The sequence below is a fragment of the Streptomyces sp. SID13031 genome, assembly GCF_010548305.1.
Classification (GTDB): domain Bacteria; phylum Actinomycetota; class Actinomycetes; order Propionibacteriales; family Kribbellaceae; genus Kribbella.
Map to the genome: position 1 here is coordinate 387,494 of NZ_JAAGLV010000003.1, position 16,227 is coordinate 403,720.

General features: G+C 65.9%; 17 protein-coding genes. 6 read left to right on the forward strand and 11 right to left on the reverse strand.

Annotated features, from left to right (window positions below):
• Window positions 1–94 precede the first annotated feature (94 nt).
• The gene (locus G3I17_RS09195; protein ID WP_164595501.1) at window positions 95–730 is read right to left on the reverse strand and encodes a TetR/AcrR family transcriptional regulator; all 636 of its coding nucleotides are present in this window, start codon (window positions 728–730) and stop codon (window positions 95–97) included.
• A 291-nt stretch (window positions 731–1,021) separates the two neighbouring features.
• Between G3I17_RS09195 and typA the strand changes: the two genes are divergently transcribed.
• The 3 genes from typA (at window position 1,022) to G3I17_RS09210 (ending at window position 4,685) form a co-directional block, all read left to right on the forward strand.
• The gene (gene typA / locus G3I17_RS09200; RefSeq protein WP_164595502.1) at window positions 1,022–2,884 is read left to right on the forward strand and encodes a translational GTPase TypA; all 1,863 of its coding nucleotides are present in this window, start codon (window positions 1,022–1,024) and stop codon (window positions 2,882–2,884) included.
• 138 nt (window positions 2,885–3,022) lie between these two features.
• The gene (locus G3I17_RS09205; protein ID WP_164595503.1) at window positions 3,023–3,601 is read left to right on the forward strand and encodes a L,D-transpeptidase; all 579 of its coding nucleotides are present in this window, start codon (window positions 3,023–3,025) and stop codon (window positions 3,599–3,601) included.
• A gap of 223 nt (window positions 3,602–3,824) precedes the next feature.
• A complete protein-coding gene (locus tag G3I17_RS09210; protein WP_164595504.1) occupies window positions 3,825–4,685 on the forward strand; it encodes a L,D-transpeptidase family protein in 861 nt (286 codons plus the stop codon).
• Window positions 4,686–4,696: 11 nt separating this feature from the next.
• Here the strand turns inward: G3I17_RS09210 and G3I17_RS09215 are convergent, their stop codons facing one another.
• From G3I17_RS09215 to tgmA, 6 genes are all read right to left on the reverse strand, one after another.
• The gene (locus G3I17_RS09215; protein ID WP_164595505.1) at window positions 4,697–5,050 is read right to left on the reverse strand and encodes a DUF2516 family protein; all 354 of its coding nucleotides are present in this window, start codon (window positions 5,048–5,050) and stop codon (window positions 4,697–4,699) included.
• Between the two features lie 90 nt (window positions 5,051–5,140).
• Entirely contained in the window at window positions 5,141–5,674 is a 534-nt protein-coding gene (locus tag G3I17_RS09220; RefSeq protein WP_164595506.1) for a hypothetical protein, read from the reverse strand.
• 37 nt (window positions 5,675–5,711) lie between these two features.
• The gene (locus G3I17_RS09225; RefSeq protein ID WP_164595507.1) at window positions 5,712–6,182 is read right to left on the reverse strand and encodes a helix-turn-helix transcriptional regulator; all 471 of its coding nucleotides are present in this window, start codon (window positions 6,180–6,182) and stop codon (window positions 5,712–5,714) included.
• Between the two features lie 193 nt (window positions 6,183–6,375).
• Complete coding sequence (locus G3I17_RS09230) at window positions 6,376–7,500, reverse strand: methyltransferase domain-containing protein (protein WP_164595508.1); 1,125 nt, start codon at window positions 7,498–7,500, stop codon at window positions 6,376–6,378.
• The gene (gene tgmB, locus G3I17_RS09235) at window positions 7,497–8,459 is read right to left on the reverse strand and encodes an ATP-grasp ribosomal peptide maturase (protein WP_164595509.1); all 963 of its coding nucleotides are present in this window, start codon (window positions 8,457–8,459) and stop codon (window positions 7,497–7,499) included. The genes G3I17_RS09230 and tgmB overlap by 4 nt, the downstream gene beginning before the upstream one ends.
• 2 nt (window positions 8,460–8,461) lie before the next feature.
• A complete protein-coding gene (tgmA, locus tag G3I17_RS09240) occupies window positions 8,462–8,680 on the reverse strand; it encodes a putative ATP-grasp-modified RiPP (RefSeq protein ID WP_164595510.1) in 219 nt (72 codons plus the stop codon).
• A gap of 510 nt (window positions 8,681–9,190) precedes the next feature.
• Here tgmA and G3I17_RS09245 point away from each other — a divergent pair.
• The 3 genes from G3I17_RS09245 to G3I17_RS09255 are packed head-to-tail and all read left to right on the forward strand — an operon-like array spanning window position 9,191 to window position 10,823.
• Window positions 9,191–9,412, forward strand: coding sequence for a hypothetical protein (locus tag G3I17_RS09245; protein ID WP_164595511.1), 222 nt, complete (start codon window positions 9,191–9,193; stop codon window positions 9,410–9,412).
• Window positions 9,409–9,960 (forward strand): DUF6879 family protein, encoded by a 552-nt coding sequence (locus G3I17_RS09250; protein ID WP_164595512.1) that lies wholly within the window; start codon window positions 9,409–9,411, stop codon window positions 9,958–9,960. The genes G3I17_RS09245 and G3I17_RS09250 overlap by 4 nt, the downstream gene beginning before the upstream one ends.
• A complete protein-coding gene (locus tag G3I17_RS09255) occupies window positions 9,957–10,823 on the forward strand; it encodes a Scr1 family TA system antitoxin-like transcriptional regulator (protein WP_343238245.1) in 867 nt (288 codons plus the stop codon). The genes G3I17_RS09250 and G3I17_RS09255 overlap by 4 nt, the downstream gene beginning before the upstream one ends.
• A gap of 11 nt (window positions 10,824–10,834) precedes the next feature.
• On the opposite strand, the gene G3I17_RS09260 is transcribed toward G3I17_RS09255, so the two are convergent.
• The 4 genes from G3I17_RS09260 to G3I17_RS09275 form a co-directional block, all read right to left on the reverse strand.
• Complete coding sequence (locus G3I17_RS09260; protein WP_164595514.1) at window positions 10,835–11,836, reverse strand: asparaginase; 1,002 nt, start codon at window positions 11,834–11,836, stop codon at window positions 10,835–10,837.
• Between the two features lie 68 nt (window positions 11,837–11,904).
• Complete coding sequence (locus G3I17_RS09265) at window positions 11,905–12,897, reverse strand: folate-binding protein YgfZ (protein WP_164595515.1); 993 nt, start codon at window positions 12,895–12,897, stop codon at window positions 11,905–11,907.
• Window positions 12,898–12,968: 71 nt separating this feature from the next.
• Window positions 12,969–14,555: a hypothetical protein gene (locus G3I17_RS09270; protein ID WP_164595516.1), complete on the reverse strand. Its 1,587-nt coding sequence runs from the start codon at window positions 14,553–14,555 to the stop codon at window positions 12,969–12,971.
• A gap of 260 nt (window positions 14,556–14,815) precedes the next feature.
• Window positions 14,816–16,192 (reverse strand): cation:dicarboxylase symporter family transporter, encoded by a 1,377-nt coding sequence (locus tag G3I17_RS09275; protein ID WP_164595517.1) that lies wholly within the window; start codon window positions 16,190–16,192, stop codon window positions 14,816–14,818.
• Window positions 16,193–16,227 lie beyond the last annotated feature (35 nt).

Consider the following 16,227-nt stretch of genomic DNA (forward strand, 5'->3'; position numbering starts at 1 on the left):
CCGTGCGACATATTGATCCACTCTCGGCGGCGTGTCCAATCCGTCATCCACAACCTCTGGCAACAGATCGGCCGCAAACCCCTGCTCCGTGCTGTCATCTGGCGCGGAGACGGTCGACCGGTGGTGAGGCGATCGGCAGTGGCGTGGCTGGCACCGGCAGCTCGTACGACGCGTGCAGGCGGCGGCGTACTGCTTCTACCGGGAAAGTCTCCGGGTAGATCGCCAGTTTCACTGTGACGCCTTCGAGTGTTGCTCTGAGCAACATCTCCTCGACGGCTGGGTCGGTGGCGCCGCGGGCGGTGAAGATCGCGCGGATGGCGTCCTCGATCTCGACCACCCTTGCTGCCTTGGCCTGCTCCACGGCGGCGAAGACGTCGTGGGTGGTGGGTTGCATCATCAGGGTGATGGCGAGGCGCTGGGTCGGGAGTGTGGTGGCCGCGGCCATCAGGGTGCCGTCGATGATGCCGGCGAGCTTTTCGTTCGCGGTGCCTTGCAGGGTGAGGATCGCGCCGATGCCGTCCAGCCAGCGGTCCAGGAGTTCGGCGGCGAGTAGCTGCTTGCTGGCGAAGTAGTAGGTGACCAGGCCGCGGGACACCTCGGCACGCTGGGTCACATCCGAGATCGAGGCGGCCTCGTAGCCCTTCTCGGCGAACACCTCGAGGGCAGCGCCGAGGATGCGCTCCCGCGACTTTTCGCGGAGCTCACGGTTCGTACTGGCCGATCGTGGCAAGTTCTCTTTCCCTTGGCCGGAGCCTCGGGAGCCGAGTCCACCCCCCACGGGTCACTCGGCCCCCGGTGACTCGACCCCCCGAGGTGGACCCCTCCCCAGGCGCCCAGATATAGACTGTACGTCCAGCGAACGAATGTCAAAGGCTCAACCGGATTCGGCGCTACCCCGGGTGACAGGTAGGATGAGATGGCTGCGCACTGCGTCTCGCAGTGGCCCCTGACGGAATCCGACACAGGGAACCCGCCGTAGCCACCGCCTGACCTCAATCCGACTTGCTTGGAGCGCTTCCGCATGCCCCTCCGTAATGATCTGCGCAACGTGGCCATCGTGGCCCACGTCGACCACGGGAAGACCACCCTGGTCGACGCGATGCTGTGGCAGTCCGGTGCCTTCGGAGCCCACCAGCACGTCGACGAACGAGCGATGGACTCGGGTGACCTGGAGCGTGAGAAGGGCATCACGATCCTCGCCAAGAACACCGCCGTCCGGCACAAGATGGCCAACGGCGAGCAGATGACGCTGAACATCATCGACACCCCCGGCCACGCCGACTTCGGTGGTGAGGTCGAGCGCGGCCTGTCGATGGTCGACGCGATCGTCTTGCTGGTCGACGCTTCCGAGGGCCCGCTGCCGCAGACCCGGTTCGTACTGCGGAAGGCACTGGCGCGCAACATGCCGGTGATCCTCGTGGTGAACAAGGTCGACCGTCCCGACGCCCGGATCTCCGAGGTCGTCGACGAGACGTACGAGCTCTTCCTGGACCTGCTCGACCACGACGCCGACCAGTCCGCGCTGGACTTCCCGGTCGTCTACGCCTCGGCCCGCGCCGGTCGCGCCTCGCTGACCCAGCCGGCCGACGGCGGGATGCCCGACTCCGAGGACCTCGAGCCGCTGTTCGAGACGATCCTGGCGAACGTGCCGGCCCCGGAGTACACCGAGGGCGCGCCGCTGCAGGCGCACGTCACCAACCTCGACGCCTCGCCGTTCCTCGGCCGCCTCGCCCTGGTCCGGGTGCACGAAGGCACCCTGAAGAAGGGCTCGCAGGTCGCCTGGTGCAAGCACGACGGCACCATCCAGAAGGTCAAGATCACCGAACTGCTGATCACCGAGGCGCTCGAGCGCGTCCCCGGCGAGTCGGCCGGCCCCGGTGACATCGTCGCGATCGCCGGCATCCCGGAGATCATGATCGGCGACACCCTGGCCGACGCGGAGAACCCGGTGGCGCTGCCGTTCATCACGGTGGACGAGCCGGCCATCTCGATGACCATCGGAACCAACAGCTCGCCGCTGGCCGGCCGGGTCAAGGGCACCAAGGTCACCGCGCGGCTGGTGAAGGACCGGCTCGACCGCGAACTCGTCGGCAACGTGTCGATCAAGGTGCTGCCGACCGAGCGTCCCGACACCTGGGAGGTGCAGGGCCGTGGTGAGCTGGCGCTGGCCATCCTGGTCGAGCAGATGCGCCGCGAGGGCTACGAGCTGACCGTCGGCAAGCCGCAGGTGGTCACCCGCGAGATCGACGGCAAGCGGCACGAGCCGGTCGAGCGCCTGACCATCGACTGCCCCGAGGAGTACCTCGGCACCGTCACCCAGCTGCTCGCGGTCCGCAAGGGCCGGATGGAGCAGATGACCAACCACGGCACCGGCTGGGTCCGGATGGAGTTCCTGGTCCCGGCGCGTGGCCTGATCGGCTTCCGGACCGAGTTCCTCACCGACACCCGCGGTACCGGGATCGCGCACCACGTGTTCGAGGGCTACGAGCTCTGGTTCGGCGAGCTGCGTACCCGCCCGTCCGGCTCGCTGGTCTCGGACCGTACCGGCGTCACGACGTCGTACGCGATGGTGAACCTGCAGGAGCGCGGCACGATGTTCTGCGAGCCCGGCACCGATGTCTACGAGGGCATGGTGGTCGGCGAGAACTCGCGCGCCGACGACATGGACGTGAACATCACCCGTGAGAAGAAGATGACCAACGTCCGGTCCAACGCGGACGAGTTCGAGAAGCTGGTACCGGCGCGGAAGCTCTCGCTCGAGCAGTCGCTGGAATTCTGCCGCGAGGACGAGTGTGTCGAAGTCACCCCGGACGCCATCCGGATCCGTAAACTCGCGCTGACTCAGATCGAGCGCGCGAAGCTCGGCCGCAAGAACAAGGCCTGAGCAACAAGCTTGACCACGTAGCCCGTTCACCTGGTTAGGCGATCCGGCGGGGAGAAATTTCCGGATCATTACCAACCAGGTGGCGGGCTGCGGCGTCTGACATATCGGAAGCAAATACGTTGGGGGAAGGAAAGAGACATGAGCATTCTGCGTAAGCTCGGCGCCACCACCACGGCGGTCGCGGTGCTGGGAGCTGGGGTCCTCACCGCTGCGACGACGGCGCAGGCGGCCGCTCCGGCGGCCAAGACCGTGGCGGCACCGAAGGTTGCGCCCAAGACCGTCGTCACCACCGCCAAGGCCAAGCCGAAGGCGAAGAAGACGGTCATCGTCCCGGGTCGCCGGCATGTCGCCCTGCAGTGCATGTCGGGTCGCTACCTGTGCATCAACAAGAAGACCCGCAAGGTGATGTTCTTCGTCAACGGCAAGCTGATCGCCGAGGGCGATGCCCGCTTCGGCGCGGCCCGCACGCCCACCAAGAACGGCACCTTCAAGGTCTACCGCAAGTCGAAGAACCACGTCTCGTCGATCTACCACTCGCCGATGCCGTACGCGATGTTCTTCGTCGGCGGCCAGGCCGTGCACTACTCGTCGGACTTCAAGGCCCGCGGTTACAACGGCGCCTCGCACGGTTGCGTGAACATGCGCGACAAGAAGAAGATCGCCCTCATCTTCAGCAAGGTGAAGATCGGCGACAAGGTTCTGGTCTACAGCGCCTGACCCACACTCTTCACAGCGGCGGCTCACCCTCTCGGGGGTGGGCCGCCGCTTCGCGTCGGGGCAGGTCACGAGTTACTCACAAGAGGTGACCTGGTTGCGGTCTGCAACTTAGGCTGGAGCGTTGCCGGGTTTCGCCCCGGTGCCGGCGTCCGCCCGATGCCAACCAACTGATCCGTGTGGGCGTCCCACTAGTACTGGGACGGATCGACTCGAGGGGTTCGCGATGCGCTGGATTCGTAGTGGATTGACGACACGCAAGGTACTGGCGGCTGTTGCGGCCGCTGCGCTGGCCGGGACTGCTGTCACGGCGGTGGTCGTCAACGCTTCAGCAGCCCCGAAGCAGCAGGCCGGGCAGACGCAGCAGCAGGTCAGTACGGCGCAGCAGAAGGCCTCGCAGGACAAGACCGTGCCGTTCGAGGTCAAGGGCGAGTTGCCGATCTACCCGAAGGCCCTGTGGAGCAACGGTTCCAGCGGTGTCGCGGTGCTGAAGGTCGAGGCGCGGCTCGTGCAGCTCAAGCTGCTCGACAAGCAGTGGATGGACAACTCCTTCGGCACGATGACCCGGACCGCGGTGAAGAAGTTCCAGACCGCCAAGGGAATCCCCCCGATCGGGTACGTCGACCAGAACACCTGGACCAAGCTGACCGCGGCGACCCACGAGCCGACCCAGGCCGAGCTCTACCCGCCGGCGCCCGTGGTGAACGGCAAGAAGCTCGACCAGCGGTGCGCGACCGGCGTCGCGCTGTGCATCGACAAGACCACCCGCAAACTGCGCTACGTGGTGGACGGCGTCGTGAAGATGCAGCTGGACGTCCGGTTCGGCGCCCAGAAGACGGCGACCCGCGAGGGTGGCTTCACGGTCGGCTGGAAGAGCCGCGACCACGTCTCCAAGCTGTACGACTCGAAGATGCCGTTCGCGATGTTCTTCAGCGGCGGCCAGGCGGTGCACTACTCGTCGGACTTCGCGGCCCGCGGCTACAACGGCGCCTCGCACGGCTGCGTCAACGTCCGCGACCTGGCCAAGATCAAGGTGCTGTTCGACCAGGTGAAGGTCGGCGACAAGGTGATCGTCTACCGGTCGTAGTACTAGCTGGTTCAGAGCGGGCGCGGGCCCCGGCGGCGGCGGATACCCCAGCCGCCGCGGCCCCGGCCGGAAGCCGCCCGGAGTGCGGGACGGGCGTCCACCAGGTAGACACCGGCGGCGACGATGCCGATCAGGCCGAAGAAGCTCAGCCAGCCGCCCTGGAAGATCTGCGACAGCGTGAAGGCCGACAAGATCAGCACCCAGCCGGGCTTGGTCAGCTTGTCGGCGGCGACGAACACCGCGCGCGGGCGGAAGGCCGCATCGACCAGCGCGACCAGCTTCAGACCGAGCACTACCCACCAGATCACGCTGATGGGATCAGCGAACCCGGGAAACAGGTTCTGGAACGTGGCGAGTGCGAGCATGCAACGAGCCTAACGTAGGCACGGGTGGCCCACGATCCGTCGTGCCTCGGATCGGGACCACCCGTACTACGCAGAGCCGGCAGGCTACTCTCAGTCGCCGATCTTCTCGGCGGCCGTGGTGGCCGCCTTGGTGGCGCTCTTCGCGGTCTTGCGGGCGCTGGTCGCGGTCGCCTTGACGTTGCTCGTCGCGGTGTCGGCGGTCTTCTTCGCGGTGGTGCGGGTGGCCTTGGCCTTGCTCACCGTGGTCTTGGCCTGGGCGACCAGGTCCTCGGTAGCCTTCTGGCTGCGGATCCGGGTGACCAGGTCCTTGCCACGGCCGGCCAGGTCCTCGTAGGTCTCCTCGGCCTGGCCGAGCACGGTGGTCAGCCCGGCCTGCGCGACCGACGGCAGCTCACGCAGCGTGGCCGGAACCGTCTTGGCGTTGGCGACGAGCGTCTCGAGGCGCTCGCTCAGCTCGGCCTGACGCTTGGTCAGCTCGGTCTGCAGGGACGACTGCAGGGTCTTCTGGTCCAGCTTCGCGAACCGGGTGGTGACGTCGTCGCTGACCGCGCGGAACTTCTCCACGGCCAGGTCGCCGGCGCCGGCGATCGCGTACAGGGGCGTGACGGGGGTACGGGTTGCCATCAGGCATCTCCTCGTGAGGTTTTTTCTTCAGCGGGGTCTAGACGGTGGTGCGTTTTGTTGCAGGGGTCTTTTTGGCCGCCGCGGGCTTCTTCGCCGGCGCGGGTGCCGTTGTGGGCTCTTCAGAGCCTTCGGTCGTGTTCTCACGGACGAACGAGGCGTACACATCGAGCAGTACGCGCTTCTGCCGCTCGTTCAGCGCAGGGTCGAGCAGTACCGCGTCGACCACGCCCGGCGTACGCCGCGTGCCGTCCGGGCTCTCGTCCGGATCGAGGATGCCGGCCCGTACGTACAGGGTCTCCGCGGAGATCCGCAACGCCTTCGCGAGCTGCTGCAGCACATCGGCCGACGGTTTGCGCAGGCCACGCTCGATCTGGCTCAAGTACGGGTTCGACACACCGGCCAGGTCGGACAACTGCCGCAGCGACAGCTGCGCGTGCCGGCGCTGCTCGGCGAGATACTCCCCCACCGAACCGACAGCACCCGCTGCACGATCACCCAATCTGGCCATGCGCCTAGTCTGCTAGCACGTGCTTGCAATTGCAAGCAGACTGAACGTGAGGCCGCTCACAGAGCGCAACAGCTCAGGACGGCAGGACCGACAAAAGGAGCCAGGAACAAGCAAAGACAAAACCAATTGAAAGTTAATACATAAAAGAAGGAGGAGAATTAATATATTGTTCGGGCTGGCCAGGCACGAAGGATCAGTTTGTCTGACGAACTGTCGGCACCAACTGTTGCTGGAACAGGCTGAAGGACACAGAGAGTTGATGCGGTGCCGGATGGCCGGCCTCAACCCAAGCGAGGTAAGCGCCTTCAAGCTGACGCCACAGATCGGTCGGGCCACCGATACATACCGTCTGGTCGGGCTGAAGATGTGCCCAGGAGCCGTCCGCACGGTGTGCGAGGTAAAGTCCCCGCCCTTCAGTGGACTGCATCCCGAACGCGGCGACATCGGGTAGCTGGAGTCCGACAGCGAAGCGTGCCTCGTTGGATTCGAGATCCTCGGCTCGAATGGCCGTGGTGAGAAGCTGGTCCTTTCGCGGCAGAGCAACTGCCCTCAACTCTCTGAAGAGTGGGTCTGCCTGCGAGCGCATCGGCATGAACGAGGCAGCATCAGGCAGAATGCAACCGCTGACCCGACGCTCGTCATCGACGGTTAGCAGCGCGAGTCCGTAACCGTGCAGGCTGGTTTCGACAGTGACGAGGATCTTGCCGCCAGCCTTGGTCTGTTCGAGCCACGCCGTCGGGATACGCCGTACGGCGCACGTCGCGATGATTCGGTCGTACGGCGCCCTGCCGGGATGTCCGGCAGCCCCGTCGGCGGTGACGACCGTGGGGTGGAGATCCAATTCGGCGAGCCGCTCGCGTGCCGGGCCGGTCAAAGCGCCGTCGACGTCGACCGTGGTGACGTTGCAGTCACCGAGATAGGCGCTGAGCAGGGCCGCGTTGTAGCCGGTTCCGGTACCGATCTCCAGCACGGTGTCCCGAGGGTGGAGATCGAGCAACTCGAGCATGGTGACCATGAGACTCGGCGCCGTTGAGGAGGAGGTCGGGATACCACTGGTGTCACCCGGCTTGCCGTTGAACTGCGTCGCCAGCGGCTGATCCGAATAGACAACCTCCAGCCAGTCAGCGTCTTGCGAGGTCGTCCGGCGTAGCTCACCCGTCATGGGATCCGGATGGAAGAACCGTGGAACGAAGATGTGCCGCGGCGTCGCCGCGAACGCCGCTCGCCACCTGGTCGACCGCAGCACTCCGGCGACCACGAGCTTGTCCACCAGCGTATTCAGGTACCGCCCGAACCGGCTGTCGTCGTCGAGGGTCATCTGATTCCTTCAATGAGCTGCTCGGCGATCGCCGCGCTGATCGGCAGATCGGTACGGTCCTGGATCCAGCCCCACTGACCGGCCGGGTTGCATTCGAACATCACCCACTCGCCGTCCGGTGTGACAGCGAAGTCGAATGCGCCAAAGGTCAGCCCGAACCGCCGCATCCACGCCGCGACGGAACGACGCACCTGGTCCGGCACGGTCGTGACGTCATAGGTGAGTGCGTCATAGTCGGTCCGCCAGTCGATCCCTGCCGCGACGCTGCCGGCGTGGATGACAGCGGGGAAGAACTTGTCGCCGACCACGATGAGCCTGACCTCGTGACGTTTCGGGATCCACTCCTGCAGATAGTGAGCCGTCAAGGTGATCGATTCATCGAGATCGTCCGCCTGGATCAGATGTGTGGGAACAGCAGTGCGATGGCCCTCGGCATGCTGGAGCTGGGCACCCGCCAGCGGCTTGCAGATCACCTGCTCGAACCCGGACGCGAAGGCATTCGCAGCATCGAGGTCGTTGGTGATCAGGCTTTGCGGGACACGCAATCCACAAGCCGACGCCGCAGGCAACTGAACTGCCTTGCGGGAGGCCAGGTGGTTGTTCTCCGGCGGATTCATCCACACCGCACCGACCGCCTGCAGGATCCCGACCAGTCCAGCGACGGCTTCCTGCCTGGCCCAAGCGCCATACGGCGCGCCGACAGTGTCAGCAACCACGGGCGGGCAGGGGTCGCGCCACAACACCGCGCCAACATGTTCCAGGCGTGCAGACCGGCGGCCGTCCGACAGCACGCCTTGCCAGGATCCATCATGCCGGGCGACAAGCCGAATCCTTTGCGGGAACGCCGCGAGGTCGAAGCGCATCACCGCAACGTCCCGCTGAGCGAACTCCTCGACCAGCAGGTCGGCCGCCGGATCGAGATCCTGAGCGACGACCAGAACACGAGGCTCCTGAGCCATTCTCAGCCGACCAGCAGGTAGGGATCGGCGGTGTCGTCAGGCTTGCTGTCCCAGTTCGTCCCCGTGCAACTCTGCGGCAGCCGTTGCTCGCACAGCAGCGTCCCATCGGTCATCACGTTGACCTGCCGCTCCACGTCATACCGGAATGACCCACCCTCCAACGTGACCTGATAAGGCCTGAACTGCACTCGTGCACCGAACGGAACCTGCGTAGTAGTCATCTGCACTCTCCTTGCTTGTGAACGGACCTGCGACCAGACGTCGGACCGACCGCGTGCACAATCGCCCCACCGCACTCCCGAATAGTTGCCACACGGGCTTCAGGAGCAGGACCGAGATGCTCGAAGCTCGGTACTACGACGCCGACCGGGTCATGCCTGGTGATTGCCTCTAGCAATGACTCGAAGGCGCCGTTGCCCTGTAGTTCTCGGTAGGTCACGCCAAGGAGGTACCCCTCACACTGCGCCCAAGATGCCAACTGACCGGTGAGCGCGGTCTCGAGCCGCCCCGACACTCCATCGACCCGAACGAACCCGAGAACGAGCGGCCGCACGGGGAACACGCTCATCTGACAACTCCCATCGATCCATCGAGTGACTCATTTTGACTCACTCTCGTTCGAGAATGCTCTACGTGGCTAAACGAAGTCAAATCGTCACAGATGGTTGACTCCTGCCATCAGACTCTGCGACCGTTGAGGCCTTGACTCATTTTGACTAATTGGAGGCGAGATGCGACTCACCCACAAAGCCGGCACCTGCAGCAACGGCCCGTGCCCCAACGTTTTCGACACCGATGACGGCTCGCTGGTGGCGATCCAGGGGGCAGAGCTGATCGACACCGATGCATTGGCTCAGTTGAGTCAGATGCCCGCGCACGAGACCGTCGTACTGGTACCGCGTGAACTGCTGCTCGAGTATGCGCGAAAGGTGCAGGCCGAGGTCACAGCGTGAACTTCGAGGAATTCGATTCGCACTTCGACCGCTTCGAGACCGAGGTGTTCCGGCTCGAGACCCTGCAGAGCTATGCGGTGGAGGACGAGGACCCCGGGCTCAAGGCGTTTCGCGAAGGGACGGCCCGGCCCGAGCGTTCGGTACGTACGGAGCCGTGGCTGGCCCGGATCGCCACGACGACAGTCGCCGGCAAGGACTGGCAGCGGATCCACGTCGTAGACCACCCGCTGTCGGAGTACCTGCGGTACGAGCTGGAGAGTTATGTCGAGTCGCAGGCGGCCGGCGAGGGGATCGGCATCGCGGATCGGGCTGCCGATCCCGCGTTGTCCGGGCTCGGTGAGGACTTCTGGCTGTTCGACGCCGACTCGCCGACGGCGTACGCAGTACTTATGCACTATGACGACGACGGTCATTTCGTAGGCTTCGATCACACCGTCGACTCCGCCGTACTGGAGCGGTGCCGCCACGAACGGGACATCGTCAATCAGCACGCGGTTGGCCTGAACATCTACCTAGCTTCCGGAAGGGCGGTTGCCGGCCCAGCGTGAGTGCCTCAGCAGGATCACCCAGAACTCCACGACAGCATCTCGGCGCCGAGTTGCGTCGGCTGCGCGTCATGGCCGGCGTCAGCGGGCGGCAGCTCGCCGTACGGGCCGGAATGAGTCAGTCCAGGGTCAGCCGCATCGAGCGAGGCGATGCACTTGCCTCTCTCCCTGAATTGACTCGGTGGCTCGAGCAGTCCGCGGCGATCGACCGTCTGGAAGAGCTGACCGCTGGCACTGAAGCAGCACTGAACGAGACGGACGGCTGGCACGAGTTCATGCAGGCGGCCAGCTTCGCCGAGATGCAGCAACAGACCCACGAACGCGAGCTGACCGTCAGGACTCAACTGACCTTCCTGCCCACGATGGCGCCGGGGTTGCTACAGACAGCCGAGTACGCGCGACTCGTGTTCGCAGCGTCGGACTTGACCGGGGATCAGGACTACGCGGCCGCGGTGCAGCGCCGGCTCGACCGGCAGCAGATTCTGTACGACCAGGAGCACACCTTCGAGTTCATCGTCACCGAAGCGGCTCTGCGGTGGCGTCCCGGGCCCCACGACATGCTGGTCGCCCAACTCGACCGCATCGCCAGCCTCGCCACCTTGAGCAACGTGACCATCGGGGTCATCCCGATCGACACCGAAGTGTCCGCCATCCCTTGGCACGGCTTCACCCTCAACGAAGACGTCGACGAGGGTGCGCCGTTCGTTCAAGTCGAGACCATCCACGCCTACCTGACTGTCTCTCGCCCGCAGGATGTCGAGCTGTACCGCCGTCAGTACGCTGCACTGCGGGAGTCGGCCTTGCTCGGCCCGGAGTTCTCCGAGTTCCTCGCAGTACTGCGAACTGAGGCGGCGGCGAACTCGTAAGCAGTTCCGAACTAAGCGAAGGCGGCTGGGTGGGGTTGGACGGAGCCGACCCGGATGCCGCCGCCGTAGAGGGGGGAGTGTTGTTGCTGGTCGAGGATTTCGTGGGTCATGCCTAATCTTTGGAGAGTTGCGGCCATAACGACCGCGCGGGCGCGGGGGGTGCCGTCGTCGATTTTCACGGCTAGGCCCCGGCCGTCTGCCAGGCCTACTGCGTAGACGGATTCGGCGCCGGCCTTGCAGAAGAGGCCCGGGATGGCGCGCATGAGGGCTGACTCGTCTCGGCGGCTGCCGCTGGCGTAGTCGGGGTGTTCGCGGAAGGCGTTGGCTACCCGGCCTTCGAGGGTGTCGGAGGCGGCGGAGGCGAAGAGGCCGAAGGAGCGGGCGAGGCCGGCCAGGGTGATGGCGAGGATGGGAGCGCCGCAGCCGTCTACCGCGACGTACGAGACCTTCTCTGCAGCCGAGTCCTCTACGGCGGTACGAATCGCCTTCTGCAGCGGGTGTTCCGGGGAGCGGTAGTCGTCGTGACCCCAGACGCCGTCGGGGCTTTTCGCTCGCGCGTCGTCATGGAAGGGCCAGTTGCTGGCCACGCAGGTGGCGAGCATGGCGGCGTGTTTGCCGGAGCAGTTCATCGTGATCGGGTCGAGGCCGTGGCCGGCCCGGACCCACTCGTCGCGGGCCTGGTCGTCGATCGGGTACGCCGGGGGCGTGCGCAGCGCCGACTCGTCGAGACCGGCACCGGCCAGGATCCGGCGTACGCCATCCAGGTGGAACGCTTCGCCGGAGTGCGACGCACCGGCGAGTGCGAGCAACTCGCCGTCCAGGTCGAGGCCGTTGCGGAGCATGCCGAGCGCCTGCATCGGCTTGTTCGACGAGCGGGGGAACATCGGCTGGTCGATCACACCGGCCGACCACTCGACGGAACCATCGGGCGCGGTCACCACGACGGAGCCACGGTGGTGGCCCTCGACGAATCCGCTGCGGACGACATCGGCCAGGATCACAGGTTCGGTCACGGCTGAAACTGTACGGCTCTCAGGTCAGGAGCAAAAACCCTAGTAGCGGATGATTCGGCTCACAATGTTCACAGCCGGGCGCGGACGTGCAGGCCGACCTCGGGGTCGACGAGCAGCTCCTGGGTGGCCGTGACCGTCGGCTGGTCCTCGGCGACGACCTCGAGGACGGCCTCGGGGTCGACGTTGCGCTTGATCAGTGCCAGCGCGATCGGCCCGTACTCGTGGTGCCGCGCCGCCGACCCGATGAAGCCGACCTGCTTGTCCCCCACCCGTACGGCGTACCCGTGCTCGGGCAGGTGATCCACCGAGCCGTCCAGATGCAACCGGACGAGCCGGCGCGGCGGCCGGCCGAGGTTGTGCACCCGCGCGACCGTCTCCTGGCCGCGGTAGCAACCCTTGTCCAGGTGAACGCCGACGCCGAGCCAGCCGAGCTCGTTGGGGATCGCGCGCTCGTCCATGTCCAGCCCGAGCCGCGGTGCACCCGCCTCGATCCGCAGAGCCTCGTACGCCCAGACGCCCGCGGCAGGGCCTTCAAGCGCACTGAGTTCTTGTCTGGGGAGGAAGACTTCATGTCCGCCCATTGAGTCCGCACCGGTACGAGTCAGACCTTCCGCAGGTGCTGTGCCCGGGCGCCAGACGATGGCGTAGTCGGCGGTCACGTCGGTGATCTCCACCCGCGACATGAAGACCATCTTCTGGAGCCACTCGACCAGGGCGGCAGCGGCGCCTGGCTCGGTGTGCAGCCAGAACGTCTCGCCGTCGTCGATGCCGTACATGGCGTGCTCGACGTGGCCGGTCGGTGACAGCAGCAGCGCCGTGGTCGACGTGCCCGGCCGTAGCCCCTCGAAGTACTGGGAGGTGATGGCGTGCAGCCAGGTGAGCCGGTCCGGTCCGCTGATGGTGACCACGTCGCGGTGCGAGAGGTCGACGAAGCCCTTGCCGGCGACCAGGGCCCGCTGTTCGCGCAGGTCAGAGCCATAGTGAGCGGCGACCCCGGCATCCAGTCCACCGGCCTCGACCGCGCCCGGGAGGTCCAGCAGAGGACTACGCGTCAGTGACATGTCACCAGAGTACGTCCCCGGGCACGCTCTAGAGCGGTCCGCTGCCCGGAGACAGCGGACCGCTGCCTGACTCAGACCACGTACGGCCTCGGGTCGCGGACCTTCCGGACCCGCAGGTAGACGTCGTACGAGCCACTGCCACCGGACGAGATGGGGAACATGTGCGTGTACGACTCACCGCCCACCTTCCCGCGGTCCGGCGGTGAGTCGTAGCCGTCCTTCGGATCGAAGAGAGTCGCACCCCGCTCGCCGACATAGTCGTCGCCGAGGCCGAACGCGGCCACGATCCCCCCTGCCACGAGCGCACCGAGTGGTCCGCCGACCAGGCCGCCACCGATCGCCGCCCACGGGCTGAGCGCCCCGGCGTTGCCCGCGGCCGCGGTGGTCATGTCGTAAGCCCCTGCTGCCTGAGCGGCCGCCTCGGCGGCCTTCTGCATCGCCTTCTCCACCTTGCGTCGCGCCTCGCTCGGCGATCCTTCGTCGTTCTCGTAGATCGCCACGTGCAACGTGCTGGTGATGACCGGCGCATCGGCGATCAGCAGCTTCGGGCTGATCACCTCCTCGCCCTTGTCGACGTCCTGGAACTTGTACAGGCTCGAGACCGCCCGCCCCGGTGCGACATGGGACAGCACGAAATACGGCTCGTCGCTGCCGCTGAACTCGGTGGACTCCTTACGGCAGGTGAACCCGACGAAATGAATCTCCACCCGATCGTCGGCGGAGACCTCCGGAGCACCGGACGCCCGCGCGATGATGTGTCCACTGGTGGTGCTCCAGCGCGCCTGCCCGGCGGTCACCGCCACTGGACCGAGCGGTAGCCCGAGCGGTCCGGTCACGCCACCGGTCGAACGGTAGGCACTGAGTGCCTTCGCAGCCAGTCCGGTCAGCTCCGGATCACCGGCGTACGGCTGTAGGAGCTTGAGCCGCCAGCCCTGCTTCCACAGCTGGTCGTAGTTGCGCCGGTAGTCGTCGAACGACCAGCCGTACACCTGGATCTCGGCTGCCTGGCTCTGGATCCAGACGGCTGAGTAGCGCGTGCCCTGACCAGCGAGCCAGAACGGCTGGAGCAGCTTGAGGCGCCAGCCCTGCTTCCACAGCTCGTCGTACTTCTTGCGGTAGTCGTCGTAGGTCCAGCCGTAGACCTGGGTCTCGGCCTCGGTGCTCTGCTTCCAGACCGCGGTGTAGCGCACCTGATTGCCGGCCAGTACGAACGGCTGCAGGAGCTTGAGCCGCCAGCCCTGCTTCCACAGTTCGTCGTACTTCTTCTTGAAGTCCTCGTACGTCCAGCCGTAGACCTGGGTCTCGCCCTCGGTGCTCTGCTTCCAGACCGCGGTGTAGCGCACCTGATTGCCGGCCAGTACGAACGGCTGCAGGAGCTTGAGCCGCCAGCCCTGCTTCCACAGTTCGTCGTACTTCTTCTTGAAGTCCTCGTACGTCCAGCCGTAGACCTGGGTCTCGCCCTCGGTGCTCTGCTTCCACACCGCGGAGTAGCGCACCTGGTCACCGGGCAGAACGACAGGCTGCAACGACTTCAGCCGCCAGCCCTGCGGCCACAACTCGTCGTACTTCTTCTTGAAGTCCTCGTACGTCCAGCCATAGACCTGGGTCTCCCCCTCAGTGCTCTGCTTCCAGACTGCCGTGTAGCGGGTATCGGTCATTACGGTGCTCCCCCTCTGGTATCTGACACATCCAGGAGACAGCCGCCGGCCGATCCGCCACATCGGTAGTGATTGCCTATTCACACCGCGTGACCTACCGGTACTGCGAACCCCAGGCGGTCCGTAGTACCGGCAGAAAGCGCGCTGCCCGCTGGCTCTCTCGGCGGAGGAGAGAGCCAACGGGCAGCGCTGAGGGGTGGGACAGATGGCTTGGAGGCCGGACCGCCCGGCGGGCCGGGCGGTCCGGGGTACTGAGTGGTCTAGTGAACGGGCCCCTTGTCGACGGCCGGCGTGGTGCTCTCCGGTACGTCGCCCGCATGGGTGTCGCCGGCCGCGAAGGCCTCCTCGTCGAACGGGTCCTCGCCGGCGAAGACCTGGCGAGCCTGTTCCTTGTCGAACCCGCCGGTCCAGTGACCGACCAGGACCGTGGCGACCGCGTTGCCGGCGAAGTTCGTCAGCGCCCGGGCCTCGGACATGAACCGGTCGATGCCGACGATCAGGCCGACGCCGTCGACGAGGTCCGGCCGGTGCGACTGCAGACCGCCGGCCAGCGTCGCCAGTCCCGCACCGGTGACGCCGGCGGCGCCCTTCGAGGCGAGGATCATGAACGCCAGCAGGGAGATCTGCTGACCGATCGAGAACGGCTGGTCCATCGCCTCGGCGATGAACAGCGACGCCATCGTCAGGTAGATGGCGGTCCCGTCCAGGTTGAACGAGTAGCCCGTTGGAACGGTGATCCCGACGACCGACTTGTCGACGCCCAGATGCTCCATCTTGCCGATCAGTCGCGGCAGCGCGGTCTCCGACGACGAGGTCGACACGATCAGCAGGAACTCACGGCCCAGATACTTGAGCAGCTGGAAGATCGACATCCCGGCGACCGCTCGCAGAATGGTGCCCAGGACAACGATCACGAAGAGCAGACAGGTCAGGTAGAAGGCCAGCATGATCTTCAGCAGGCTGACCAGCGCGGTACTGCCGGCCGCGCCGACGACCGCGGCGATCGCACCGAAGGCGCCGATCGGGGCCGCCCACATGATCATCGACAGCACCTTGAAGACCAGCCGCTGGATGTGCGCGATGCCGTTCAGGACCGGCTGGCCCTTGCTGCCCATCGCCTGCAGCGCGAAGCCGACGAGCAGCGCCACCAGCACGGTCTGCAGCACCTCGCCCTCGGTCAGCGAGGAGACGATCGTCTTCGGGATGATCCCGAGCAGGAAGTCCGTCGTGGTCTCGTGCGCTCCGGAGGCCTGCTTCTGGCCGGCGTCGCGCAGCTTGTCGGTCAGGTTCAGCCCGGAACCCGGCTGGACCAGGTTGCCGACGATCAGGCCGATGGCGAGCGCGACCGTCGACATCACCAGGAAGTAGACGAGCGCGAGGCCACCGACCTTGCCGACACTTGCGGCTTGCCGGACCGACCCGATGCCGAGCACCAGGGTGCAGAAGATGATCGGGCTGATCATCATCTTGATCAGGTTCACGAACCCGGTACCGAGCGGTTTCAGCTCGATCGCGAAGCTCGGGAAGATGAATCCGACACCGATGCCGAGCAGTACGGCGACGATGACGGCGATGTAGAGGAAGTGGGTCCGGTCGTTGCGGACCGGCGTCGGTCGGGGTGCGGTGGGGCTCGCCATGGGGGACTCCTGATTTGCCGGGCGGGCGGGGTTCT